This is a genomic window from Paraburkholderia sp. Cpub6 (assembly GCF_014201065.1).
GTDB classification, from domain to species: domain Bacteria; phylum Pseudomonadota; class Gammaproteobacteria; order Burkholderiales; family Burkholderiaceae; genus Paraburkholderia; species Paraburkholderia tuberum.
The window spans coordinates 16011-34865 of record NZ_JACHDM010000017.1 but is presented as its reverse complement, the minus strand read 5'-3'; the positions used below and the strand labels follow the sequence as shown (position 1 = coordinate 34865).

18 protein-coding genes and 1 pseudogene are annotated in these 18855 nt (G+C 64.0%); 11 read left to right on the top strand and 8 right to left on the bottom strand.

Annotated features, from left to right (window positions below):
* Position 1: 1 nt before the first annotated feature.
* The 4 genes from HDG33_RS24665 to HDG33_RS24650 all read left to right on the top strand — a co-directional run bounded on the left by HDG33_RS24665 (position 2) and on the right by HDG33_RS24650 (position 4252).
* A complete protein-coding gene (locus tag HDG33_RS24665) occupies positions 2 to 1288 on the top strand; it encodes a cytochrome-c peroxidase (protein ID WP_260330582.1) in 1287 nt (428 codons plus the stop codon).
* Positions 1289 to 1413: 125 nt separating this feature from the next.
* Entirely contained in the window at positions 1414 to 2106 is a 693-nt protein-coding gene (locus HDG33_RS24660; RefSeq protein WP_090802598.1) for a lytic transglycosylase domain-containing protein, read from the top strand.
* A 195-nt stretch (positions 2107 to 2301) separates the two neighbouring features.
* Positions 2302 to 3219 carry a DUF2242 domain-containing protein gene (locus HDG33_RS24655; protein WP_184034720.1) on the top strand — a complete coding sequence of 306 codons (918 nt, stop codon included), beginning with the start codon at positions 2302 to 2304 and terminating at the stop codon, positions 3217 to 3219.
* A 781-nt stretch (positions 3220 to 4000) separates the two neighbouring features.
* Positions 4001 to 4252 carry a hypothetical protein gene (locus HDG33_RS24650; RefSeq protein ID WP_184034717.1) on the top strand — a complete coding sequence of 84 codons (252 nt, stop codon included), beginning with the start codon at positions 4001 to 4003 and terminating at the stop codon, positions 4250 to 4252.
* Positions 4253 to 4331: 79 nt separating this feature from the next.
* Here the strand turns inward: HDG33_RS24650 and HDG33_RS24645 are convergent, their stop codons facing one another.
* Positions 4332 to 5261 (bottom strand): DMT family transporter, encoded by a 930-nt coding sequence (locus HDG33_RS24645; protein ID WP_184034714.1) that lies wholly within the window; start codon positions 5259 to 5261, stop codon positions 4332 to 4334.
* 236 nt (positions 5262 to 5497) lie between these two features.
* Here HDG33_RS24645 and HDG33_RS24640 point away from each other — a divergent pair, with 236 nt between their 5' ends.
* The gene (locus tag HDG33_RS24640; protein ID WP_184034711.1) at positions 5498 to 6250 is read left to right on the top strand and encodes an IclR family transcriptional regulator C-terminal domain-containing protein; all 753 of its coding nucleotides are present in this window, start codon (positions 5498 to 5500) and stop codon (positions 6248 to 6250) included.
* Positions 6251 to 6515: 265 nt separating this feature from the next.
* Positions 6516 to 6725 (top strand): hypothetical protein, encoded by a 210-nt coding sequence (locus tag HDG33_RS24635; protein ID WP_184034708.1) that lies wholly within the window; start codon positions 6516 to 6518, stop codon positions 6723 to 6725.
* 149 nt (positions 6726 to 6874) lie between these two features.
* Here the strand turns inward: HDG33_RS24635 and HDG33_RS24630 are convergent, their stop codons facing one another.
* On the bottom strand, positions 6875 to 7150 hold the full coding sequence (locus HDG33_RS24630) for a hypothetical protein (protein WP_018418694.1): 276 nt from the start codon (positions 7148 to 7150) through the stop codon (positions 6875 to 6877).
* Between the two features lie 53 nt (positions 7151 to 7203).
* Positions 7204 to 7962, bottom strand: coding sequence for a Mut7-C RNAse domain-containing protein (locus HDG33_RS24625; RefSeq protein ID WP_184035063.1), 759 nt, complete (start codon positions 7960 to 7962; stop codon positions 7204 to 7206).
* A gap of 93 nt (positions 7963 to 8055) precedes the next feature.
* Between HDG33_RS24625 and HDG33_RS24620 the strand changes: the two genes are divergently transcribed.
* Together HDG33_RS24620 and HDG33_RS24615 are read left to right on the top strand one after the other, a co-directional pair.
* Positions 8056 to 8925, top strand: a complete 870-nt coding sequence (locus HDG33_RS24620; protein WP_184034705.1) for an NAD(P)-dependent oxidoreductase — start codon at positions 8056 to 8058, stop codon at positions 8923 to 8925.
* A gap of 106 nt (positions 8926 to 9031) precedes the next feature.
* Entirely contained in the window at positions 9032 to 9667 is a 636-nt protein-coding gene (locus HDG33_RS24615; protein ID WP_184034702.1) for a LysE family translocator, read from the top strand.
* A gap of 242 nt (positions 9668 to 9909) precedes the next feature.
* Here the strand turns inward: HDG33_RS24615 and HDG33_RS24610 are convergent.
* The 4 genes and pseudogenes from HDG33_RS24610 to HDG33_RS24595 all read right to left on the bottom strand — a co-directional run.
* A pseudogene (locus HDG33_RS24610) lies at positions 9910 to 10185 on the bottom strand (OmpW family outer membrane protein); the annotation flags it as partial.
* Between the two features lie 109 nt (positions 10186 to 10294).
* On the bottom strand, positions 10295 to 11242 hold the full coding sequence (gene argC, locus HDG33_RS24605) for an N-acetyl-gamma-glutamyl-phosphate reductase (RefSeq protein ID WP_184034699.1): 948 nt from the start codon (positions 11240 to 11242) through the stop codon (positions 10295 to 10297).
* Positions 11243 to 11464: 222 nt separating this feature from the next.
* Positions 11465 to 12037, bottom strand: a complete 573-nt coding sequence (locus tag HDG33_RS24600) for a flavodoxin family protein (RefSeq protein WP_026225500.1) — start codon at positions 12035 to 12037, stop codon at positions 11465 to 11467.
* 91 nt (positions 12038 to 12128) lie between these two features.
* Positions 12129 to 12725 carry a YbhB/YbcL family Raf kinase inhibitor-like protein gene (locus HDG33_RS24595; protein WP_184035061.1) on the bottom strand — a complete coding sequence of 199 codons (597 nt, stop codon included), beginning with the start codon at positions 12723 to 12725 and terminating at the stop codon, positions 12129 to 12131.
* 269 nt (positions 12726 to 12994) lie between these two features.
* Between HDG33_RS24595 and HDG33_RS24590 the strand changes: the two genes are divergently transcribed.
* Complete coding sequence (locus tag HDG33_RS24590) at positions 12995 to 13684, top strand: response regulator (RefSeq protein WP_184034696.1); 690 nt, start codon at positions 12995 to 12997, stop codon at positions 13682 to 13684.
* Positions 13685 to 13828: 144 nt separating this feature from the next.
* Here HDG33_RS24590 and HDG33_RS24585 read toward each other — a convergent pair whose 3' ends face one another.
* Positions 13829 to 14515, bottom strand: a complete 687-nt coding sequence (locus tag HDG33_RS24585) for an orotate phosphoribosyltransferase (RefSeq protein WP_018418686.1) — start codon at positions 14513 to 14515, stop codon at positions 13829 to 13831.
* A gap of 312 nt (positions 14516 to 14827) precedes the next feature.
* On the opposite strand from HDG33_RS24585, the gene HDG33_RS24580 reads away from it, so the two are divergent.
* Both HDG33_RS24580 and HDG33_RS24575 read left to right on the top strand, forming a co-directional pair.
* Positions 14828 to 16072, top strand: a complete 1245-nt coding sequence (locus HDG33_RS24580; protein WP_184034693.1) for an MFS transporter — start codon at positions 14828 to 14830, stop codon at positions 16070 to 16072.
* 360 nt (positions 16073 to 16432) lie between these two features.
* A complete protein-coding gene (locus tag HDG33_RS24575) occupies positions 16433 to 18715 on the top strand; it encodes an NADP-dependent malic enzyme (RefSeq protein WP_184034690.1) in 2283 nt (760 codons plus the stop codon).
* The last annotated feature ends 140 nt before the right edge of the window (positions 18716 to 18855 follow it).

The window sequence follows — 18855 nt, the reverse complement described above, 5'->3', positions numbered from 1 at the left end:
GATGCTGTCTTCTGTCATGCGATTCACGGCGCGCGCGAGCGCGCGTCGGATAGCGCTCGCCGCCCTGATGGGCGGCGCGTTACTGGGGGGCGCCGGTGCGGCGCCCGCTGTTGCGTCGAATGCGACACCGGCATCCGCCGATGCGAAGCCCGTCTATAGCGACGCCGCCGCGCTCGGCAAACTGATGTTCTTCGATCCGGCGCTGTCGGCCTCGGGCAAGATGTCGTGCGCGAGCTGTCACAGTCCCGAGCACGCGTACGGGCCGCCCAACGGTCTCGCCGCGCAACTGGGCGGCGTGGACTTGCATCAGCAGGGCACGCGCGCAGTGCCGAGCCTGCGCTACGTGCTGAACCGTACGCCGATCTGGACGCATGCGCAGGCGGCGAGCCTGTCCGAGCGGCTCAGCGAAACGGACAACGCGCCGGTCGGCGGCTTCGGCTGGGACGGGCGCTTCAACTATCTGCACGATCAGGCGAACTTCCCGCTGTTCAATCCGAACGAGATGGCCAACAAGGATCCGGCCGCATTGCTCGCGAAGATGCAGCGCGCGCCATACGCTGCGCGCTTCAAGGAAGTATTCGGCCAGAACATTTTTGCCGATCCGACCAGGGCGTTCACCCAGGCGATGTACGCGATCGAGCGCTTCGAGCTCGAAGACCCGAGTTTTCATCCGTACACGAGCAAGTTCGACTACTACCTTGACGGGAAAGTGCAACTAACTGCACAAGAGTTGCGCGGCAAAAAACTGTTCGACGACCCCGCCGGCGGCAATTGCGCATCCTGTCATATCGACCAGTCGGGCGTGAACGGCGCTCATCCGCTTTTCACCGACTTCAACTTTCAGGCGCTTGGCGTGCCGCGCAACGCTGAACTGAAGGTCAACGCCGATCCGAAGTATTTCGACATGGGCCTGTGCGGACCATTGCGTACGGATCAGAGCGACAAGCTGAACTGCGGACTGTTCAAGTCGGTATCGCTGCGCAATACCGCGACGCGTCACGTGTTTTTTCACAACGGTCGCTTCCACACGCTGAAAGAGGCGTTGCGTTTCTACGTGCAACGCGATACGAACCCGGACAAGTGGTATCCAAGGGATGCGCAGGGCAAAGTCGACAAATTCAACGATCTGCCGGTCGCACTGCGCGTGAACGTCGATACGACCGACGAGCCGCTGACGCGCAAAACGGGCGAGCGTCCGGTCTGGTCCGAGCGTGATATCGACGACGTCGCCGCGTTCCTCGCGACGCTGAGCGACGGCTATGACCTGAAGTCAAAAGCGGTCAAATGAACGCATCGGAAAGCGGGACGAGTTCCGCTCACCCTTGATTTAAAAGACAAAAATTGCCGAGGAAAGGCGCCGCCCGACGCAGCGGCGCTATAATGCGCGGATCTTTGCTTCCTCCGACGTCCACTATGAGCCGGTTACTTTGCCTGATCGTGCTTTCGCTCGGCCTCGCGCAAACCGCGGCGGCCGACGAAAACACCGACCGAATATCGGCGTATCTGACGCAGAAGTTCGGTGTGGGCAAAGAAAAGGCTCAAAAGATCTCCGACGCGGTGCAATCCGCCGCCAACAAATACTCCCTTCCTCCGGCGCTGCTGCTCGCCATCATCTCGATCGAATCCCGCTTCAAGGAAAAAGCCCGCGGCGCCAATGGCGCGACGGGGCTGATGCAGGTCGTGCCGCAGGCGCACCGCGGGCTGCTGCGCAACGTGAAGGATCTGACCGAGCCGGGTGCGAACATCGAAGCGGGCTCGGCGATTCTGTACGGCTACATGCGCTCGGCGAACGGCGATCTGAATACCGCGCTCAAGAGCTATGGCGGCTCGAAGGCCTATGCGCAGAAGGTGAATCTGCGCGTGGAGGATTTCGCGGCGGTTGCGACACCTGCCGACGGCGCTTCCGGGGCCGCTGGGCGGGCCGCGTCGTGCGAGGCGGATCGTTGCGCCAGCGCGAATCCGTGGGCCGACGCGTTCAGCGTGCCGGCGGCGCTCATTGCATCCGCGGCACCCGCCGCGAGCGGGGCAGCCGGGGCATCGTCGGCCGCGACCTCTGGGTCGACTTCGGCCGCGACGGTGGGCTCGGCGCGCACGACGTCGAACTAGGCACGCACGCGCGGTCTCTTCTCGCATTTTCGCCCGTTTGCACTGCGAGGGCGCGGCGGCGTGCTTCAAGTTGACGCCCTGTTTCCCGCTGTAATAGGGTCCGGGCTGTACCTTGCACGCTTTTTACGCACCTGACGCTGCCCGCTCTACAATGCATTTCCATTCGCGCTCACGAGGCGCTTCTCGCAACTGATCATGCAGAACCCCTTTTCCCGCACCACCGCCGCGGCCCTGTTCGGGCTGGTCGCGCTCACGGCATGCAGCAGCACGCCGCAACCCAAATTCACTCAGGAACTATTCGAAACCGGTGCAAGCCCGTACGCGCGCAATTTCAATTCGAGTACGGACGATAGCTGCGAAGCCGCGCGCCGCGCATTGCTGAGCCAAGGCTATCTGACGACGATGTCGCGTCCCGATACCGTCGACGGCACGAAGAATTTTCAGCCGACCGGCGATTCGCACGTGGTCGTCGAATTTCACGTCGTGTGCACGCCCGGCGAAGAGGCGGCCGATACCAGCATCGTGTACGTGAACGCGGTGCAGAACGGCTTCGCATTGAAGAAGAGCGATACGTCGGCGAGCGTCGGGCTCAGCGTGCTCGGTTCGCTGTCGCTGCCGATTCGCTCGAATAGCGACGCGATGGTGAAGATCTCGAGCGAGACGATTCCGTCGGGCAAGTTCTATGACCGCTTTTTCGGTCTCGTCGATCATTACTTGCAGACGGTCGTGCGCACGCAGCCGGTGACGAGCAGCCCGATCGAGACGCGGGCGCTGCCGATGCCGGTAGCAGCGCTGCTTCGACTGACGATCCCTGAGCCGGTGCCCGAGCCGGTAGCGGCGACCACCTCCGCTGCAGTTCGAGCGACGCCGACCGTGCCGGTTCAGACGACGTCACCAGCGCTCGCGCAGCCGACGACCGACAAGCCTGTCGCCGTGGCGCCACCAGTTGCGGCTCAGCCGGTCCAGTCAGCGCCCGCGCCAGTGCAGTTAACCGCGCCCGCACCGGTTCCGTTGACGACACCGTCGACATCCTCGCCGGTCCAGCCCGCCGACCCGATTGGCCAGGCTGCAGCGATCGAACCCGCGAGCGGCACGGCGCCTCTGGTGCCGTGACAGCCGCGCAGCGGCTTTCGCATCGAGGCTGATCAAGGTCCGATCAGCCTCTGATTCAGGCGCGCAGCGATATTCACCTTATGGTGTTTACTTGATACGTATACATACGTAGTAGTAGTTAACAAGGGTTAACCGATTCTGTGGATAAGTCGCAAATGTCGCGCCGCTTCAACATCATGCGAAACCTATAACCCTGCGGAACACGTCGGTAGAAAAACTACATAACTGGGATAAGTTCGAACACCGTTAGCCGACCCTGATCTTTATCAAGATTTCGCGCACAGGCTGTTCGTCGCGGTATCCCGAAGTTATTCAGAGGTCGCTGTGGATAACCACGCCTCCGACCGACACTTCCCGTTGCTCCCGCATCGACGCTTCGCGCGACGCGAAGGGCTCGCCAACGCACAGATTTCCGCCCACCGAACGCGCACATTGATAGCTCGGTACGAAGATTGCACGCCTTCTTATTGCAAGCGCAACTGTTGCTATTTAGTCAAAACCATTTGCCCAGCGAACAATCCGGCATAGAGTTAAAGTGCTTTGTGAGGTTTCTGGTGCAGTGCGGGGGATGTATGAAACGCAGATCAGCACGACAGCTAGTCCGTCTTCTGTCGGACCTTCGACATGCGGCCCATTGCAGCTCGTTGCGCGCGGTCGCGACCAGTCGAATGATGGCGCTGGCAGCCGCCGAGGCCGCCGAGAACGGCGACGCCGCTCGCGACGACGACAGTCCCGAGTCCACGCGCGATGGGCAGCGCGACAAGCTGTTCCGGAGCAGATCATGAGAGCCGCGAGCGAACAGTCGTTGCGGTTTCTGGTCGAGAAGTGGCTTTCGCCATCGCCGGCCGAGCCGGTTCACGTGACGGAGTTCAGCCGCACACGTGCGGGCGGGCGGCGCTATGTGCGGGTGGAGACGTCCCCGGAACAAGGCGGGCGGGGTTTGTTCTTCTTTCGCCACGACGACGGCTGCTGGTGCGTGTTTCCGCCAACCGCCGATACGCCGAGCCCATTCGCTCATCCGCGCGCGGCATAGTTGGGCGAAGGGGCAGGACGCCTGTCGGCGCGCATCGCGCACCGAGCGTTGGCGTCGAATCGTTTTATAACGCTGTAAATCACATCACCTGCGGCGCACGCTGCCGGGCGCGTTTCCAGCCCGGCAGTATCTGACACACGATCAATCCCGCGAGCATCAGCGCAGAGCCGAACAACGCGCGAGTCGTCAGCGTTTCGCCGAGGACGAGCCAGCCCGCAAACGCCGCGAACACGCCTTCCATGCTGAAAATCACCGCCGCATGCGAGGGCGCCGCGTAGCGCTGCGCGACCACCTGGATCGTATACGCGACGCCCACCGATAACGCACCGCCGTACGCGATCGTCGGCGCGGCTCGCGCAATTATCGCGGCGCTAAAGGGTTCGACGGCAAGGCCGATCGACAGACACACGAGCCCACAGGTCACGAACTGCGCGAGTGCGAGCATCAGCGTGTCGTGGCGCGCCGCGAAGCGGCCGACCAGCATCATCTGCGCGGAAATCACCAGCGCCCCGGCGAGCTGATACCAGTCGCCGTACAGCATTGAAAAGTGCTCGTCGACGCTCAGGAAGTACATGCCAACGGCCGCCAGTAGCGCGCCAAGCCACGTACCGAGGCCAGTCCGGTGGCGAAACAGCACGCCAAGCAGCGGCACGATCACCACATACAGCGAACTGATGAAGCCCGCGTTCGCGATCTTCGTGTACTGCAGGCCGATCTGCTGCAGCGAGATCGACACGGCCAGCACGACGCCGAGCAGCCCGCCCGCGCCAAGCAGTTCGCGGGCTCCGCCGGGCGCGCGCTTCGTCAGCTCGGCGAGCGCCGCGCGGCGCACGCAGACGATCATCGTCAGCACGACGAGCGCGCCGAGCAGAAAGCGCAAGCCGGTAAACAGGAACGGGCCGATCGTATCGAGGCTCAGTCGCTGTGCGACGAACGCGGAGCCCCAGATCATCGCGGCGATCAGCATCAGCACGTTCGCGCGCAGGTGTTGGCGGGTATCGGGATTCAAGATTTCTTCTGATTTGTCTTGGGATCGCGCTGGGAAGCCGCGCAGGCGCGCCACGCGGTGCTCAGCCGGTAAGGAATCGCTCACATGATACGCGGGCGTCGCGCGCCGGGCAGGCAAACCCCGCGAGTCGCGCGATAATCGCGCAACGGCCGTGCGGTCGCCGGCCTGCGGATCGCGGTGATCAAGCGACTTGCGGACCGGACCGCGATCCCCCGCTCCTTCCACGAGCAAACGACATGGACGACAAGGACTGGATCGCGGGCGCCGCGAAGGCGCTCGCGATCATCGAAGCATTCGACGAAGAGCACGCGCGCATGACGCCAACGATGGTCGCCGCGCGCGCCGGCCTGTCGCGCACGGCTGCGCGCCGCTATCTGCTGACGCTGCGCGAGCTCGGCTACGTCGACACAGACGGCAAGCTGTTCTGGCTCGCGCCACGCGTGCTGCGGCTCGGCCAGTCTTACCTCGATTCGGCGCGGCTGCCGCGCATGGTGCAACCGTTCCTGCAGCGGATCACCGCGACCGTGCAGGAAACCGCGCTGGTCGCGATCCTCGACGAACACGACGTCGTCTACGTCGCGCGCAACGGCGTGAATCGGGCGCTGGCGGTCGGCTTCGTGACCGGCTCGCGCGCGCCGGCGCCGTTATCGTCGGCGGGGCTCGTGCTGCTCGCGTTCCAGCCGCCCGACAGCATCGACCCGTGGCTCGCGTCGTATCCGATCAAGGTTTTCACGCCGTACACCTATTCGACCGTCGAACGGCTCAGAGAAGTGCTTGGCGAAATCCGCCGCAACGGCTACGTGGTCACCGACCAGCAGCTCGAGATCGGTGTGCGCGGCGTCGCGGTCCCGCTGCGCGACCGGCACGGTACGGTGGTCGCGGCGATCAGCGTTAGCATGCCGATCGGCGAGGAGTCGGCGAACGCCGCGCTGCACCGCGTTTTGCCGGCGCTGCAGGAGACCGCGAGCCTGCTGCGGAACCTGGTTTGAGCGCCGCGAAGCGGTCGGCGAGGCGCGCGGGCAGCGGCTTCACGGGGACCTGGCAGGGTCCTTGGTGCGCCTTGCAGGTAGATGAAAGCACGCTGAAAGCAGGCTGTCTCCCGGAAAATACATATCGAGTTTTGCGCATGACAAACCGCCTACGCTTGGGTAATACTCTCCCGCGGGGAGCACAAGGCACCTCGAAGTCCAGCCGCTCTACCGTGCAGCTGTATTCATTCACATTGACTCAGTCGTCTGGTTTGGGGATCAACACATGAAAAAAGTTATCGTCTCGCTCGCAGCCGCTTCGATCGCACTCGTTTCCGTTCAGGCTTTCGCGCAGGCATCGGATGCCGCTGCTATGGAAGCAGCAAGCGCACCGAAGAAGCACCACATCAAGCAGCTGAAGACCCACGGCAAGAAGGCACACGTTTCCGCCGCAGCTTCGGCAGCAGGCACGAACGACAAGGGCGTGCAGAACTAAGCCAACGCGCGCTCGTTGGGCGCGACATAGCGCTGCGCCGCACCGTTTGCCGGTCGGTGCAGCCGGTGGCGGCAGATGCGTTGCCAGCAAAAAGGCCAGAGCGCGAGCTCTGGCCTTTTTGCTGTTGCGGCGGATATTGCGCGGGAAGATCAGCCCGCGAGCCCGCGCCGGATCACTTCATCCAGCAGCCCGTTCAGGCCGTCCGGATGACTGGCGGCGCGCGTTTTCAGCTCCTCCACCAGCTCGCCGTTGAGCTTGCACGCAAACGGGACGAGGCCTTGCGCCTGATCGAGCTTGCGCTGCTCGCGCCGGTCGATCTTCGGCTCGGTCGCCGCGTTCTTGCCGCCGCGGTTCGCGGTCGCCTGTTTCATCGCGTTGCCCAGTTTCAGCGCCTTGTTCTTTTCAAGGTCGGTTTTTTTCATCATCGGAAAGGCCTCTGCCAAATAGATCAACCCGCATTGTACGCAAGCGCGGGGCGTCAGCCGACGCGGTCCGGTGCGCCGGCGAAGACGCTGTCCATCAACGCGCGCATCCTCTGCCAATGCGTGCCTTCCCAGAACACGCGTCCGCATACATCGCAGGTCACGAAGCGGCTGTGCCGCTGCAGCACGCCGTGCGGCACGCGCGGGCCGGCTTCCTCGCGTGCGATGCGTCGCAGCGGCGCGTTGCATACGAGGCATAGCCGAAACGGTTGCGCGCTGCGCGCGAGGTCGAGCCGCTCGAACACTTCGCGCAACTGCTCGCGCGGCCGCAGCGCGCGCACGTAGCAGCCATGCGTGATGTTGCGGCGTTTGAGCAGCTCGCGGTCGCGCGTCAGCACGATGCGCTGCTGCGCGGCGGCGAGCGCCTCGATATCGGCGTCGGGAAAGTGGTTGTCGTACAGCGTATCGAAGCCCGCAAGCCGCAGAAGCGGCGCGAGGCCGCCGAGATGCGCATCGGCGATGAAGCGCATCACGCGCAACGGGCGCTCGCGCACGCGCAGCAGCGGCTGGATGTCGAGCGCCTCGAATTTCGGATAGACCGCGACGCGGTCGCCGTCGGCGAGCGGATGATCGAAACCGACCGAGTCGCCGTTCACCAGTATCAGCTCGACCTCGGTATGCGGCACACCGAGCACTTCGATCATGTGCTTGGTCGTTGCGCCGCGCGCGCAGACGCAGGTGAACGCGCGCCGGCGCAGCGGCCGGGCGATGAAGTCGTTCAGCTCCTCGTAGAAGCGGAATGTCGCGGTGACCATGCCTGCAGTATCGCACCGCTCGGGTTGCGCGTTGTCCTGCGCTTGTCGCATGAGTGTGCTCTACTTCGGGTTCTTTAGAAGACGGAGCGATAGATGGACATCGGTTTTATCGGTCTCGGCGAGATGGGCGCCGCGATGGTTGCAAACATTCTGAAAGCCGGGCACCAGGTGCGCGTGTGGAACCGCTCACCGGAAAAGGCTCAGCCGCTGGCCGGACTGGGCGCGCAAGTCGTCGCGACGCCGGCTGAAGCGTTTGCGGGCGACGCCGTGTTCTCGATGCTCGCCGACGATGCCGCGCTGCGCGAAGTCATCACCGCGTCGTTGCTCGAACATGCGCCGCGCGGGCTGATCCACGCGAATATGGCGACGATTTCCGTGGCGCTCGCCGAGGAACTGGCGACCGCGCACGCGTCGCGCGGCGTGCATTACGTCGCCGCACCGGTGCTCGGGCGACCCGACGTCGCGGCCGCGGGCAAGCTGACGATCGTCGCCGGCGGCCCGGCCGAATCGATCGACCGGATCCAGCCGATTTTCGACGCGCTCGGCCAGAAGACCTGGCGCATCGGCTCGCTGCCGCAGCAGGCGAACGTGATGAAGCTGGCCGCGAACTTCATGCTCGGCGCGGCGATCGAGACGCTCGGCGAAGCGGCCGCGCTCGTGACGGGCCACGGCCTCGCGATGCAGGACTTCCTCGACGTGATCACGAGCGGCCTGTTTCCGGGACCGGTGTACTCGGGCTACGGCAAGCTGATCGCCGAGCAGCGCTTCGAGCCGGCGCTGTTCAAGGCGCGTCTGGGACTGAAGGACGTGCGCCTCGCGCTCGCCGCCGCCGATGCGGTCACGACGCCGATGCCGGTCGCGAGCGTGGTTCGCGACAGCCTGATCGAGGCGATCGCGCACGGCGACGGCGAGAAGGATTTCGCGGTGCTGGGTCAGGTCGCGACGCGCCGGGCCGGCCGCTGACGGCGCTGTTGATCGCCGGACGCGAGCGATCGACGCAGCGTGGCCGCATCAGTCGCGCTGGGCGGCAAGGCATAATAGCCGCCCGATCCCCCTACACCCGATTTCGATGACTCTGCATACCTGGTGGCTGTTCGCCGCCACCGTTTTCGTCGTTTCCGCGATTCCCGGTCCCAACATGCTGCTCGTGATGACGCACGGCGCCCAGCACGGCCTGCGTCGCGCGAGCGCGACGATGGCCGGTTGTCTGTCGGCGCTGGTGCTGATGCTGGCGGTCTCGGCGGCGGGGCTCGGCGTGTTTCTGGCGGCATGGCCGACCATGTTCAACGCACTGCGCATGATCGGCGCGGCCTACCTCGTATATCTGGGCATCAAGGCATGGCGCGCGCCGGCCGACGAAACCGCCGCGCACAACGTCGACGACCTGACAGCCCGGCCCGCGCGCTCGCGCTTCGCGCTATTTCGCAACGGCTTTCTGGTCGCGAGCAGCAATCCGAAGGCGATCCTGTTCGCGGCCGCGCTGCTGCCGCAATTCATCGATGCAACCCAGCCGAAGTTGCCGCAGTTCGGCGTACTGCTCGCGACGTTCGCGTCGATCGAGGTCAGCTGGTATCTGGTGTATGCGGGTTTTGGCACGCGCATCGGCGCCAGGTTGAAGAGCCGCAGCGTCGCGCGGATGTTCAACCGGCTGACGGGCGGTGTGTTCGTCGGTTTCGGCGCGATGATGGCGCTGGTGAGGCACTAAGCACCGCGCGTGTCGGCAGACAAGGGAAAACTGAGCCGTACCCATGTGACCGTTGTATGTCTGCAACATTGAGGGTCAACCCTAATTTGCATGTTGCAACGCACCAAGCGGTCTGCTATAGTTCGTCTTGTCTCCTCCATGTCTCCTCTGATATGGATTCAGCCCGCCAACCTAGGTGGGCTTTTTTTTGCCCGGAATTCGCCGCGCGCTCAAAGCGGCGCCGCGACCGCGGAAAATCAAATTCAGAACTTATACGACACGGCCAGGAAGGAAATGATCGGGTTTGCGCTCAGATCCGCCTTCGACACGCCAAGCTCCGTCCCATCGGCCGCCTTGATGATGACCGACGACGTCGTCTTCAGCGGGATATACGTGACCGACGCAACGAGCCCCCAGTGCTCGGTGATGTGGTACGCAAGGCCCGCGTTGAACACCGGCGCCCACGATGACGACGCCTTCGCCGACACCTGCGTCAGCCCCGGCTTGCCCGCACCGGCGGCGAGTATGGCGGCGAGGCTACCAGGCAGAAATGTTTTGTATCAATTTTAATGAGCGGGCTTTAAAACAAAAAAACCGGTCTGCAAAGACCGGCTTTTTTCGTGGCACCGCCGATGCGGGTCGACTCGCCTAGCGTTTCAAACCGGTGTCTTCGGCCGCGCCGATCGCGAGATTCATGCACTGGATCGCCGCACCCGACGCGCCCTTACCGAGATTGTCCAGCCGCGCGACGGTCACGAAGCGCTCTTCGTTGCCGAACACGAACAGGTCGACGCGGTTGGTGTCGTTGTTCGCCTGCACGTCGAAGAAGCCGTTGTCGAGACTCGCGTCGGCGTTGAATGGCGCGACGTGCACGAACGCTTCGCCCGCGTAGTATTCGGCGAACTGAGCCTGGACGTCCTGCGGCGTCGTCTTCTTCGCGAGCTGGCCCGGCGAGAAGTACGTGGTGACCGCGAGGCCCTTGTAGAAGTCGCCGACGATCGGCGTGAAGATCGGCGCCGACTTCAGGCCCGTATGCGTGGCCATTTCCGGCAGGTGCTTGTGCGTGAGGCCGAGCGCGTACGGGCGCGGGCTCTTGAGTCTGTCGTTGCCGCCGGCTTCGTAGTCCGCAATCATCTTCTTGCCGCCGCCGCTGTAGCCAGTGATCGAATAGGCGTGCGCGGCGAACTCGGGCGCGACGACGCCGCCTTCGACGAGCGGGCGCATCGCGAGCACGAATGCCGAGGCGTGGCAGCCCGGCACGGCGATGCGTTTGGCGGTGCGCAGGCGCTCGCGCTGCGAGCGAGCCAGCTCGGGCAGACCGTAGGCCCAGTCGGGCGAGGTGCGGAACGCGGTGCTCGCGTCGATCAGCACCGTGCGGTCGTTCTCGACGAGCGAGGCCGACTCGCGCGAGGCGACATCGGGCAGACACAGGAACGTGACGTCCGACGCGTTGATGAGACGACGGCGCTCGTCCAGGTCCTTGCGCTTCGCTTCTTCGATACGCAGGATTTCGACGTCGGCGCGCTGCGACAGGTATTCAAAAATTTTCAGGCCGGTCGTGCCTTCCTGTCCGTCGACAAAAACTTTCGTGCTCATCTCGATCTCACTCGCTGGAAACGGGGCGCGACGCCGCGCCGGAACGTTATTCTAAGACGTCATCGCCGCGACCGTGCGGTGCAGCGCGAAAAAACGACGATGCGCGCACAACGTGACGTCGGCGTGACCCGTTGCGCGGCGAATGCGGGCTGATGACCGAAGATGAACCGCAGATGAGCCGCGACGTCGTTTCGGCGCCGTTCAGCCATTAGCCGCGCGGCGCTACCCGCGCGGCGCGATCCAGCGCGCGGTGACGCCCGCAATGCGCGCGCCGAACAGGCGCGCGGTTTCGAGATCGCCCGGCGGCGGCGCTTCGTCGGGCGACGCATCGGCCGCCGATTGCGTAAGCAGTCCGGTAAAGCCGCCGACGAAGTTCAGATCGTTGCGCGTCGCGGCCTTCGTGTTCGACGGCATCATGCCGGTGCCGGCCCAGATCATGCTGTGCTGCATCGCCAGCGTGACGAAGTACTGGATAGTCGAGAACTTGTCGCCGTTCATTGTCGCCGAGTTCGTGAAGCCGGCTGCGATCTTGTCTTTCCACGCCTGCGCGAACCACGGTTTCGAACTGGCGTCGGCGAACTTCTTGAAGTCGGCCGACGGGCCGCCCATATAAGTCGGCGCGCCGAAGATCAGCGCGTCGGCGGCGGCGAGTTCGTCCCACGAGGCGTCGTCGAGGTCGCCGACCGGCATCATCTTTGCCTGCGCACCGGCTTCCAGCGCGCCCGCGAGCACGGCTTCGGCGACCTTCTTCGTGTGGCCGTAGCCGCTGTGATAAACGATGACGATCTTCGACATGAAGTGCTCCAGCAAAGCGATCGGGAAGGCGAACGGCGCAAGCCAGGCGATGCGGCGCGGCGGCGCCCCATCACGACCGCGACGGCCGCCACTAGCGCCCGTAATTGACCACCAGCCGCGCGCTGCCGATCGCGGCCGTGCCGATCTCGTGATCGAACATCAACGCGGGACGTCCTTGCGCGAGACGCAGATCGGCCGAGTTCAGCGCGTACACGGTGATGATATAGCGATGCGGTTTGCCGGGCGGCGGGCACGGGCCGCCATAGCCGTCGGTATCGAAGTCGTTGCGCGCTTCGACCGCGCCGAGCTTGCCCAGGAAACCGGACGAGCTCGCATTCTCGGGCAGGCTGTCGACCGTGGCGGGGATGCCCGCGACCGCCCAGTGCCACCAGCCGCGCCCCGGCGCGTCCTCGTCGAACATCGTGATCGCGAAGCCGCGCGTACCGGCCGGCGCGTCGCGCCATGAGAGCTGCGGTGAACGGTTGCCGCCCTTGCAGTCGTTCCGATCGAATACCTGCGCATTCTGCACGGTGCCGCCCGCGCGCACGCTCGCGCTCGTCAGCGTGAACGGCTCGTCGGCCCGCGCACCGGCACTATGCGCTGCGAATAGCGCGAGCATCGCGCCGACGGCGAGCGATCGATGCCGCCAAGATGAAGCCAGCGAAACAACCAGGCAACGCACGCGCATATGCCGGTTCTCCTGTAAGGGCGCGAGGCGCGGGTCCTCGCGACTGTCGTTGTCCTGAATTGTGCCCCAAGGTTGAATCAAGTCTAACATCAGCGCTGATTAGCTCTGCGACGCAATATGTTCGCCTCCCGCGGAATTCGCAGACAGGAAATCAGCTATAGTAAGGGGGTTGTCGCGCGACCCTTACTGCATTTGACTCGTTTAAATAGCGAGCGTCAAAAGCAGTGTTAGAAGTTGTGGAGACCGGTTTATCCGTCCAGAGGAGGACGATGCAAGTTTCACTCAGGGTCGTGATGGCAGACGATCATCCGGTTATTCTGTTTGGCGCTGAAAATGCGCTGCTCAAATTTCCCGGTATGCAAGTCGTTGGGCGCGCAAGGCAGTCGACTGAACTTATCAAAATGTTGCAATCCACCGAATGCGACGTGCTCGTCACCGACCTGGCCATGCCGGGCGGTCAGTACGGCGACGGCTTGCAACTCATCGACTATTTGCGCCGCAATTTCCCGAATCTGCCGATCGTGGTGCTCACCATGCTCGAGAACGCCGCATTGCTCAAACGGCTCAAGGAACTTGGCGTGACGTCGGTCGTGAACAAATCGGACGATCTCAGCCATATTGCGCTTGCGGTACAACACGTGGGCCGTCGCATGACCTATATGAGTCCGTCGGTGAAGGCGGTGCTCGATGGGTTGCGGGTCAATTCAGCCGGCAAGCGCGACGACTCGAAGCTGTCGCGGCGCGAACTCGAAGTCGTGCGCCTGTTCGTATCGGGTATGACGATCAAGGAAATATCGGAGCGTTTGAATCGCAGCATCAAGACGATCAGCACACAAAAAAACGCGGCCATGCGCAAGCTCGGAATCGATCGCGACTCCCAACTATTCCAGTATGCGCAGAGCAATGGTTTGCTGAATCTTTCGTCGAACTCGAGTAAGGACATCGCGAACCAGTCCTGATATCGGGCCTCGTTTCGTCCGCCGGGTAATCGGCGATAAACAATCGGCGATAAAAAAAGCTGCCTGTTGCGAAACAGGCGGCTTTTTCATTCAATCCGCATAAAGCGGCTACGTTTTTATTGTCACTGCCTTAGCGCGATGGCCTTATTGCGGCGTAGACGTCGCACCGCCATGTGCAGCGGACCACTCGGCCGGCGCGTGCAGGAATTTTTCCACTTCGTCGATCGTCTTCGTGTCGAAGTAGTTGTTCTGCTTCGCGACGCGCAGCACGTCCCACCACGTGGCGAGCGCGTGCAGATCGACGTCGATGTCTTTCAGCACCGACACGCTTTCCTTGAAGATGTTGTAGTGGAACAGCACGAAGCAGTGGTTCACCGTCGCGCCGGCGGTGCGCAGCGCGTTGATGAAGTTGATCTTGCTGCGGCTGTCGGTCGTCAGGTCTTCGACGAGCAACACGCGCTGGCCTTCGGTCAGCAGACCTTCGATCTGCGCGTTGCGGCCGAAACCCTTCGGCTTCTTGCGCACGTACTGCATCGGCACCATCAGGCGGTCGGACAGCCATGCCGCGAACGGGATGCCCGCGGTTTCGCCGCCGGCGACCGCGTCGATCTGCTCATAGCCGACGTCGCGCAGGATCGTCGCTTCGGCCATTTCCATCAGGCCGCGGCGCACACGCGGATACGAGATCAGCTTGCGGCAGTCGATGTACACCGGGCTCGCCCAGCCGGACGTGAAAATATACGGTTTCTCCGCATTGAAATGCACTGCTTGCACTTCGAGCAGCATCTTGGCGGTGGTGTCGGAGATCGTCTGGCGATCGAAGCCTGTCATGGGCGGATCCTTCGGAGTGAGCGGGGGAGAAGCGGGCGCTGGGCCCGGTGGCGCAGCAAGCGGGGTATGCCGCGCCATGCTGGGCGGGATACGCGGCCGGGGGAAGAGCACGGACCGGCTTTTGCTGCGCGCGTGGGCCGCTATTTTACCTGAAATGGGTCGCACCGAGGAGGCCGTCGTGCGCGGCGGCGCAGCCGGCGGGCGCTTTGGCGCGCGCATCGTCTTGTGACCGGGTGAGGCCGCCTTTACACTCACGCGACTTTCCCGGGGCGCTTCCCACGCAGCCGCCTTCAGACCTACGGAATGCTTTCAATGAACGCCGCTCCACCCGCCTCCGCCTCCGCCACCGAAACCCGCTCCGCCGTCGAACCGGGCTATGCGGGCCGCGCGCTGCTTGCGTCGGTGCTGGGCTATGCGATGGACGGCTTCGATCTGCTGATTCTCGGCTTCATGCTGCCGGTGATCGCCGCCGACCTGCATCTGAGTTCCTCGCAGGCCGGTGCGCTGGTCACATGGACGCTCATCGGTGCGGTGGCGGGCGGCGTGCTCTTCGGCGTGCTCAGCGATTATTTCGGCCGCGTGCGCATGCTGACGTGGACGATCCTGATCTTCGCGGTGTTCACCGGCCTGTGCGCGCTCGCGCAAGGCTACACGGACCTGCTGATCTATCGGACCATCGCCGGGATCGGGCTGGGCGGCGAATTCGGCATCGGTATGACGCTGGTCGCCGAAGCGTGGCCGGCGTCGCAGCGGGCGCGGGTGTCGTCGTATGTCGGGCTCGGCTGGCAGCTTGGCGTGCTGGCGGCCGCGTTGCTGACGCCGCTGCTGCTGCCGGTGATCGGCTGGCGCGGCATGTTCGCGCTCGGGCTGCTGCCGGCGGTCGTGTCGTTCTTCGTGCGGCGCCGCGTCGAGGAGCCGGCGATTTTCAACCAACGCGTCGCGCGCGGCATGCGCAAGCTGCCGCTGAAACTGCTGTTCGTCGATGGACGCACGACGCGCGCGAGCCTCGGCGTCACGATCCTGTGCTCGGTGCAGAACTTCGGCTATTACGGGCTGATGATCTGGCTACCCAGCTATCTGTCGAAGACCTTCGGCTACTCGCTGACCAAATCGGGGCTGTGGACCGCCGCGACGATTCTCGGCATGGCGGCCGGCATCTGGCTATTCGGCATCGCCGCCGACCGCTTCGGTCGCAAGCCGACGTTCCTGTTCTACCAGGCGGGCGCCGTCGTCATGGTGTTCGTCTATGCGCAACTGACGACGCCGATGGCGTTGCTGATCGGCGGCGCGGCGATGGGGGTGTTCGTCAACGGCATGATCGGCGGCTACGGCGCGCTGATTTCGGAGCTCTATCCAACCGATGCGCGCGCCACCGCGCAAAACGTGCTGTTCAACGCGGGTCGCGCAGTGGGCGGCTTTGGGCCGGTCGTCGTGGGCGCGCTGGCGGCGCGCTACTCGTTCGGCGTGGCGCTCGCGCTACTGGCGTCGATTTACCTGCTCGACATCCTCGCGACCCTGTTTCTGATTCCTGAGCGACGCGGCGCCGAACTCGACTGACCGCGTCGACGAAGCGCGTCCTTCAATCGCTTCGAATACTGCGAATGCGTGGACCATGCGGCCCGCATGGCGCCCCGCCGCGTGGCGGAAAAGCATGGCCGGGTCGTGGCGACGCAGCGTCCTGAGCGCCTGTTTCGCTAATGGCGAGTCCTGTTAACCACTCAGTGCATCGACACGTCCGGGGTGTACACTAATCGACCCGCGAAGCACTCCACATCGTCCCGTCTTCGTCGAGGTAAGCCGTCGCGCCTGACCGGGCGCGTGCGAAAACCGCCTCGGTCGTCTATCCGTCCGACAGATGAAAGCGCTGCAACGATGTGTGTCGCCGGGCCCAATCACTTACGTTTCGCAGGCCTAGAAATGGACGAACAACTCAAGCAAAGCGCTCTCGCATATCACCAGAATCCGAAACCTGGCAAGATTTCGGTGACGCCTACCAAGGCGCTGTCGAACCAGCTGGATTTGTCGCTCGCGTATTCGCCGGGTGTGGCGGCAGCCTGTATGGCAATTCACGAGGAACCGCTCGACGCGCAGAAGTACACGTCGCGCGGCAACCTGGTCGGCGTGATCACGAACGGCACCGCGGTGCTCGGCCTCGGCAACATCGGCCCGCTTGCCGCGAAGCCGGTGATGGAAGGCAAGGGGTGTCTGTTCAAGAAGTTCGCGGACATCGACGTGTTCGACATCGAGCTGAGCGAATCCGATCCGGACAAGCTCGTCGAGGCGATCGCGATGCTCGAGCCCACGCTGGGCGGCATCAACCTCGAGGACATCAAGGCGCCCGAGTGCTTCTACATCGAGAAGAAGCTGCGCGAACGTATGAAGATTCCGGTCTTCCACGACGATCAGCACGGCACCGCGATCATCGCGTCGGCGGCGATCCTGAACGGCCTCAAGGTGGTCGGCAAGAGGCTCGACGAAGTGAAGCTGGTCTGTTCGGGCGCGGGCGCGGCGGCCATTGCGTGTCTGGATCTGCTCGTCAATCTCGGTCTGTCGAAGCAGAACATTCTCGTCGCCGACTCGAAGGGTGTGATCTACGAAGGGCGCGGCAACCTCGATCCGTCGAAGGAGCGCTATGCGGCGCACACCGAAGCGCGCTCGCTCGCCGATGCAATCCGCGGCGCCGACGTGTTCCTCGGCTGCTCGAGCGCCGGCGTGCTGAAGCCGGAGATGGTCGCCGAAATGGGCTCGCAGCCGCTGATTCTCGCACTCGCGAACCCCGAGCCGGAAATCCGTCCAGAAGAAGCGCGCAAGGTGCGCCCGGACTGCATCATCGCGACCGGCCGCTCGGACTATCCGAACCAGGTCAACAACGTGCTGTGTTTCCCGTTCATCTTCCGCGGCGCGCTCGACGTCGGCGCGACGACGATCACCGAAGAAATGAAGCTCGCGTGCGTGCGCGCGATTGCCGAACTGGCCGAGGAAACCGACCAGGGCGATGAAGTCGCGAAGGCCTACGAAGGCCACTCGCTCGAATTCGGTCCCGAATACCTGATTCCGAAGCCGTTCGATCCGCGCCTGATCATCAAGATCGCGCCGGCCGTCGCGCAGGCCGCAATGGATTCGGGCGTCGCGACCCGCCCGATCCAGGACATGGATGCGTACCGCGAACAGCTCGGCGCGACCGTCTATCGCTCGGGCATGGTGATGCGGCCGGTGTTCGCGGCGGCGAAGTCGGCACCGGCGCGCATCGTGTTCGCGGAAGGCGAAGACGAGCGCGTGCTGCGCGCCGCGCAGTTCGTGCTGCTCGAAAAGATCGCCAAGCCGATCCTGGTCGGCCGTCCGTCGGTGATCGAGATGCGTCTGAAGAAGATGGGCTCGAAGCTCAAGTGCGGTGAAGACGTCGAGATCGTCGATCCGGAAGACGATCCGCGCTATCACAAGTGCTGGCAGGCGTATCACGAACTCGGCGCGCGCGAAGGCGTGACGCCGGACGTCGCGAAGGCCGCGATGCGCAAGTTCAACACGCTGATCGGCGCGATCCTCGTGCGACTTGGCGAAGCGGACGGCATGATCTGCGGCATGATCGGCCAGTACCACACGCATCTGAACTTCATCGAGCAGGTGCTCGGCAAGGCCGACGACGTCGAGAACTTCGCCGCGATGAATCTGCTGATGCTGCCGGGCCGTAACCTGTTCATCTGCGACACGTACGTGAACGAAGTGCCGACCGCCGAGCAGCTTGCCGACATGACGATGCTCGCCACGCGCGAAATCGAGAAGTTCGGCATTACGCCGAAGGTCGCGCTGCTGTCGAATTCGAACTTCGGCAGCGCGCCGTCGTCGTCGTCGCAGCGCATGGCCGCGGCGCGCAAGCTGATCACGCAACGCGCGCCGTCGCTCGAAATCGACGGTGAAATGCACGGCGACGCGGCGCTGTCGGAGACGGTCCGCAAGGCCGCGTTCCCGGGCACGACGCTCGCCGGCGAAGCGAATCTGCTGATCATGCCGAACGTCGAAGCGGCGAACATCGCATACAACCTGCTGAAGGTCGTGGGCGGCGAGGGTGTGACGGTCGGGCCGTTCCTGCTGGGTGCGGAAAAGCCGGTGCATATCCTGACGCCGGCCGCGACCGTGCGCCGGATCATCAACATGACGGCGGTTGCTTCGGCGAACGCGCGCGAGTCGGTGAACGCGAAGTAACGTGTATCACGTGAGGTTGGCGTGGGCGCAGCAGTAACGCGCGCGCGGCGGCCTGGGCAGAAGCGCTACGGAACCCCGGTTCCGTAGCGTTTTTTTTGCGCCTGAAAAAAAGCGGCGGTCCGTGCAGACCGCCGCTTTTC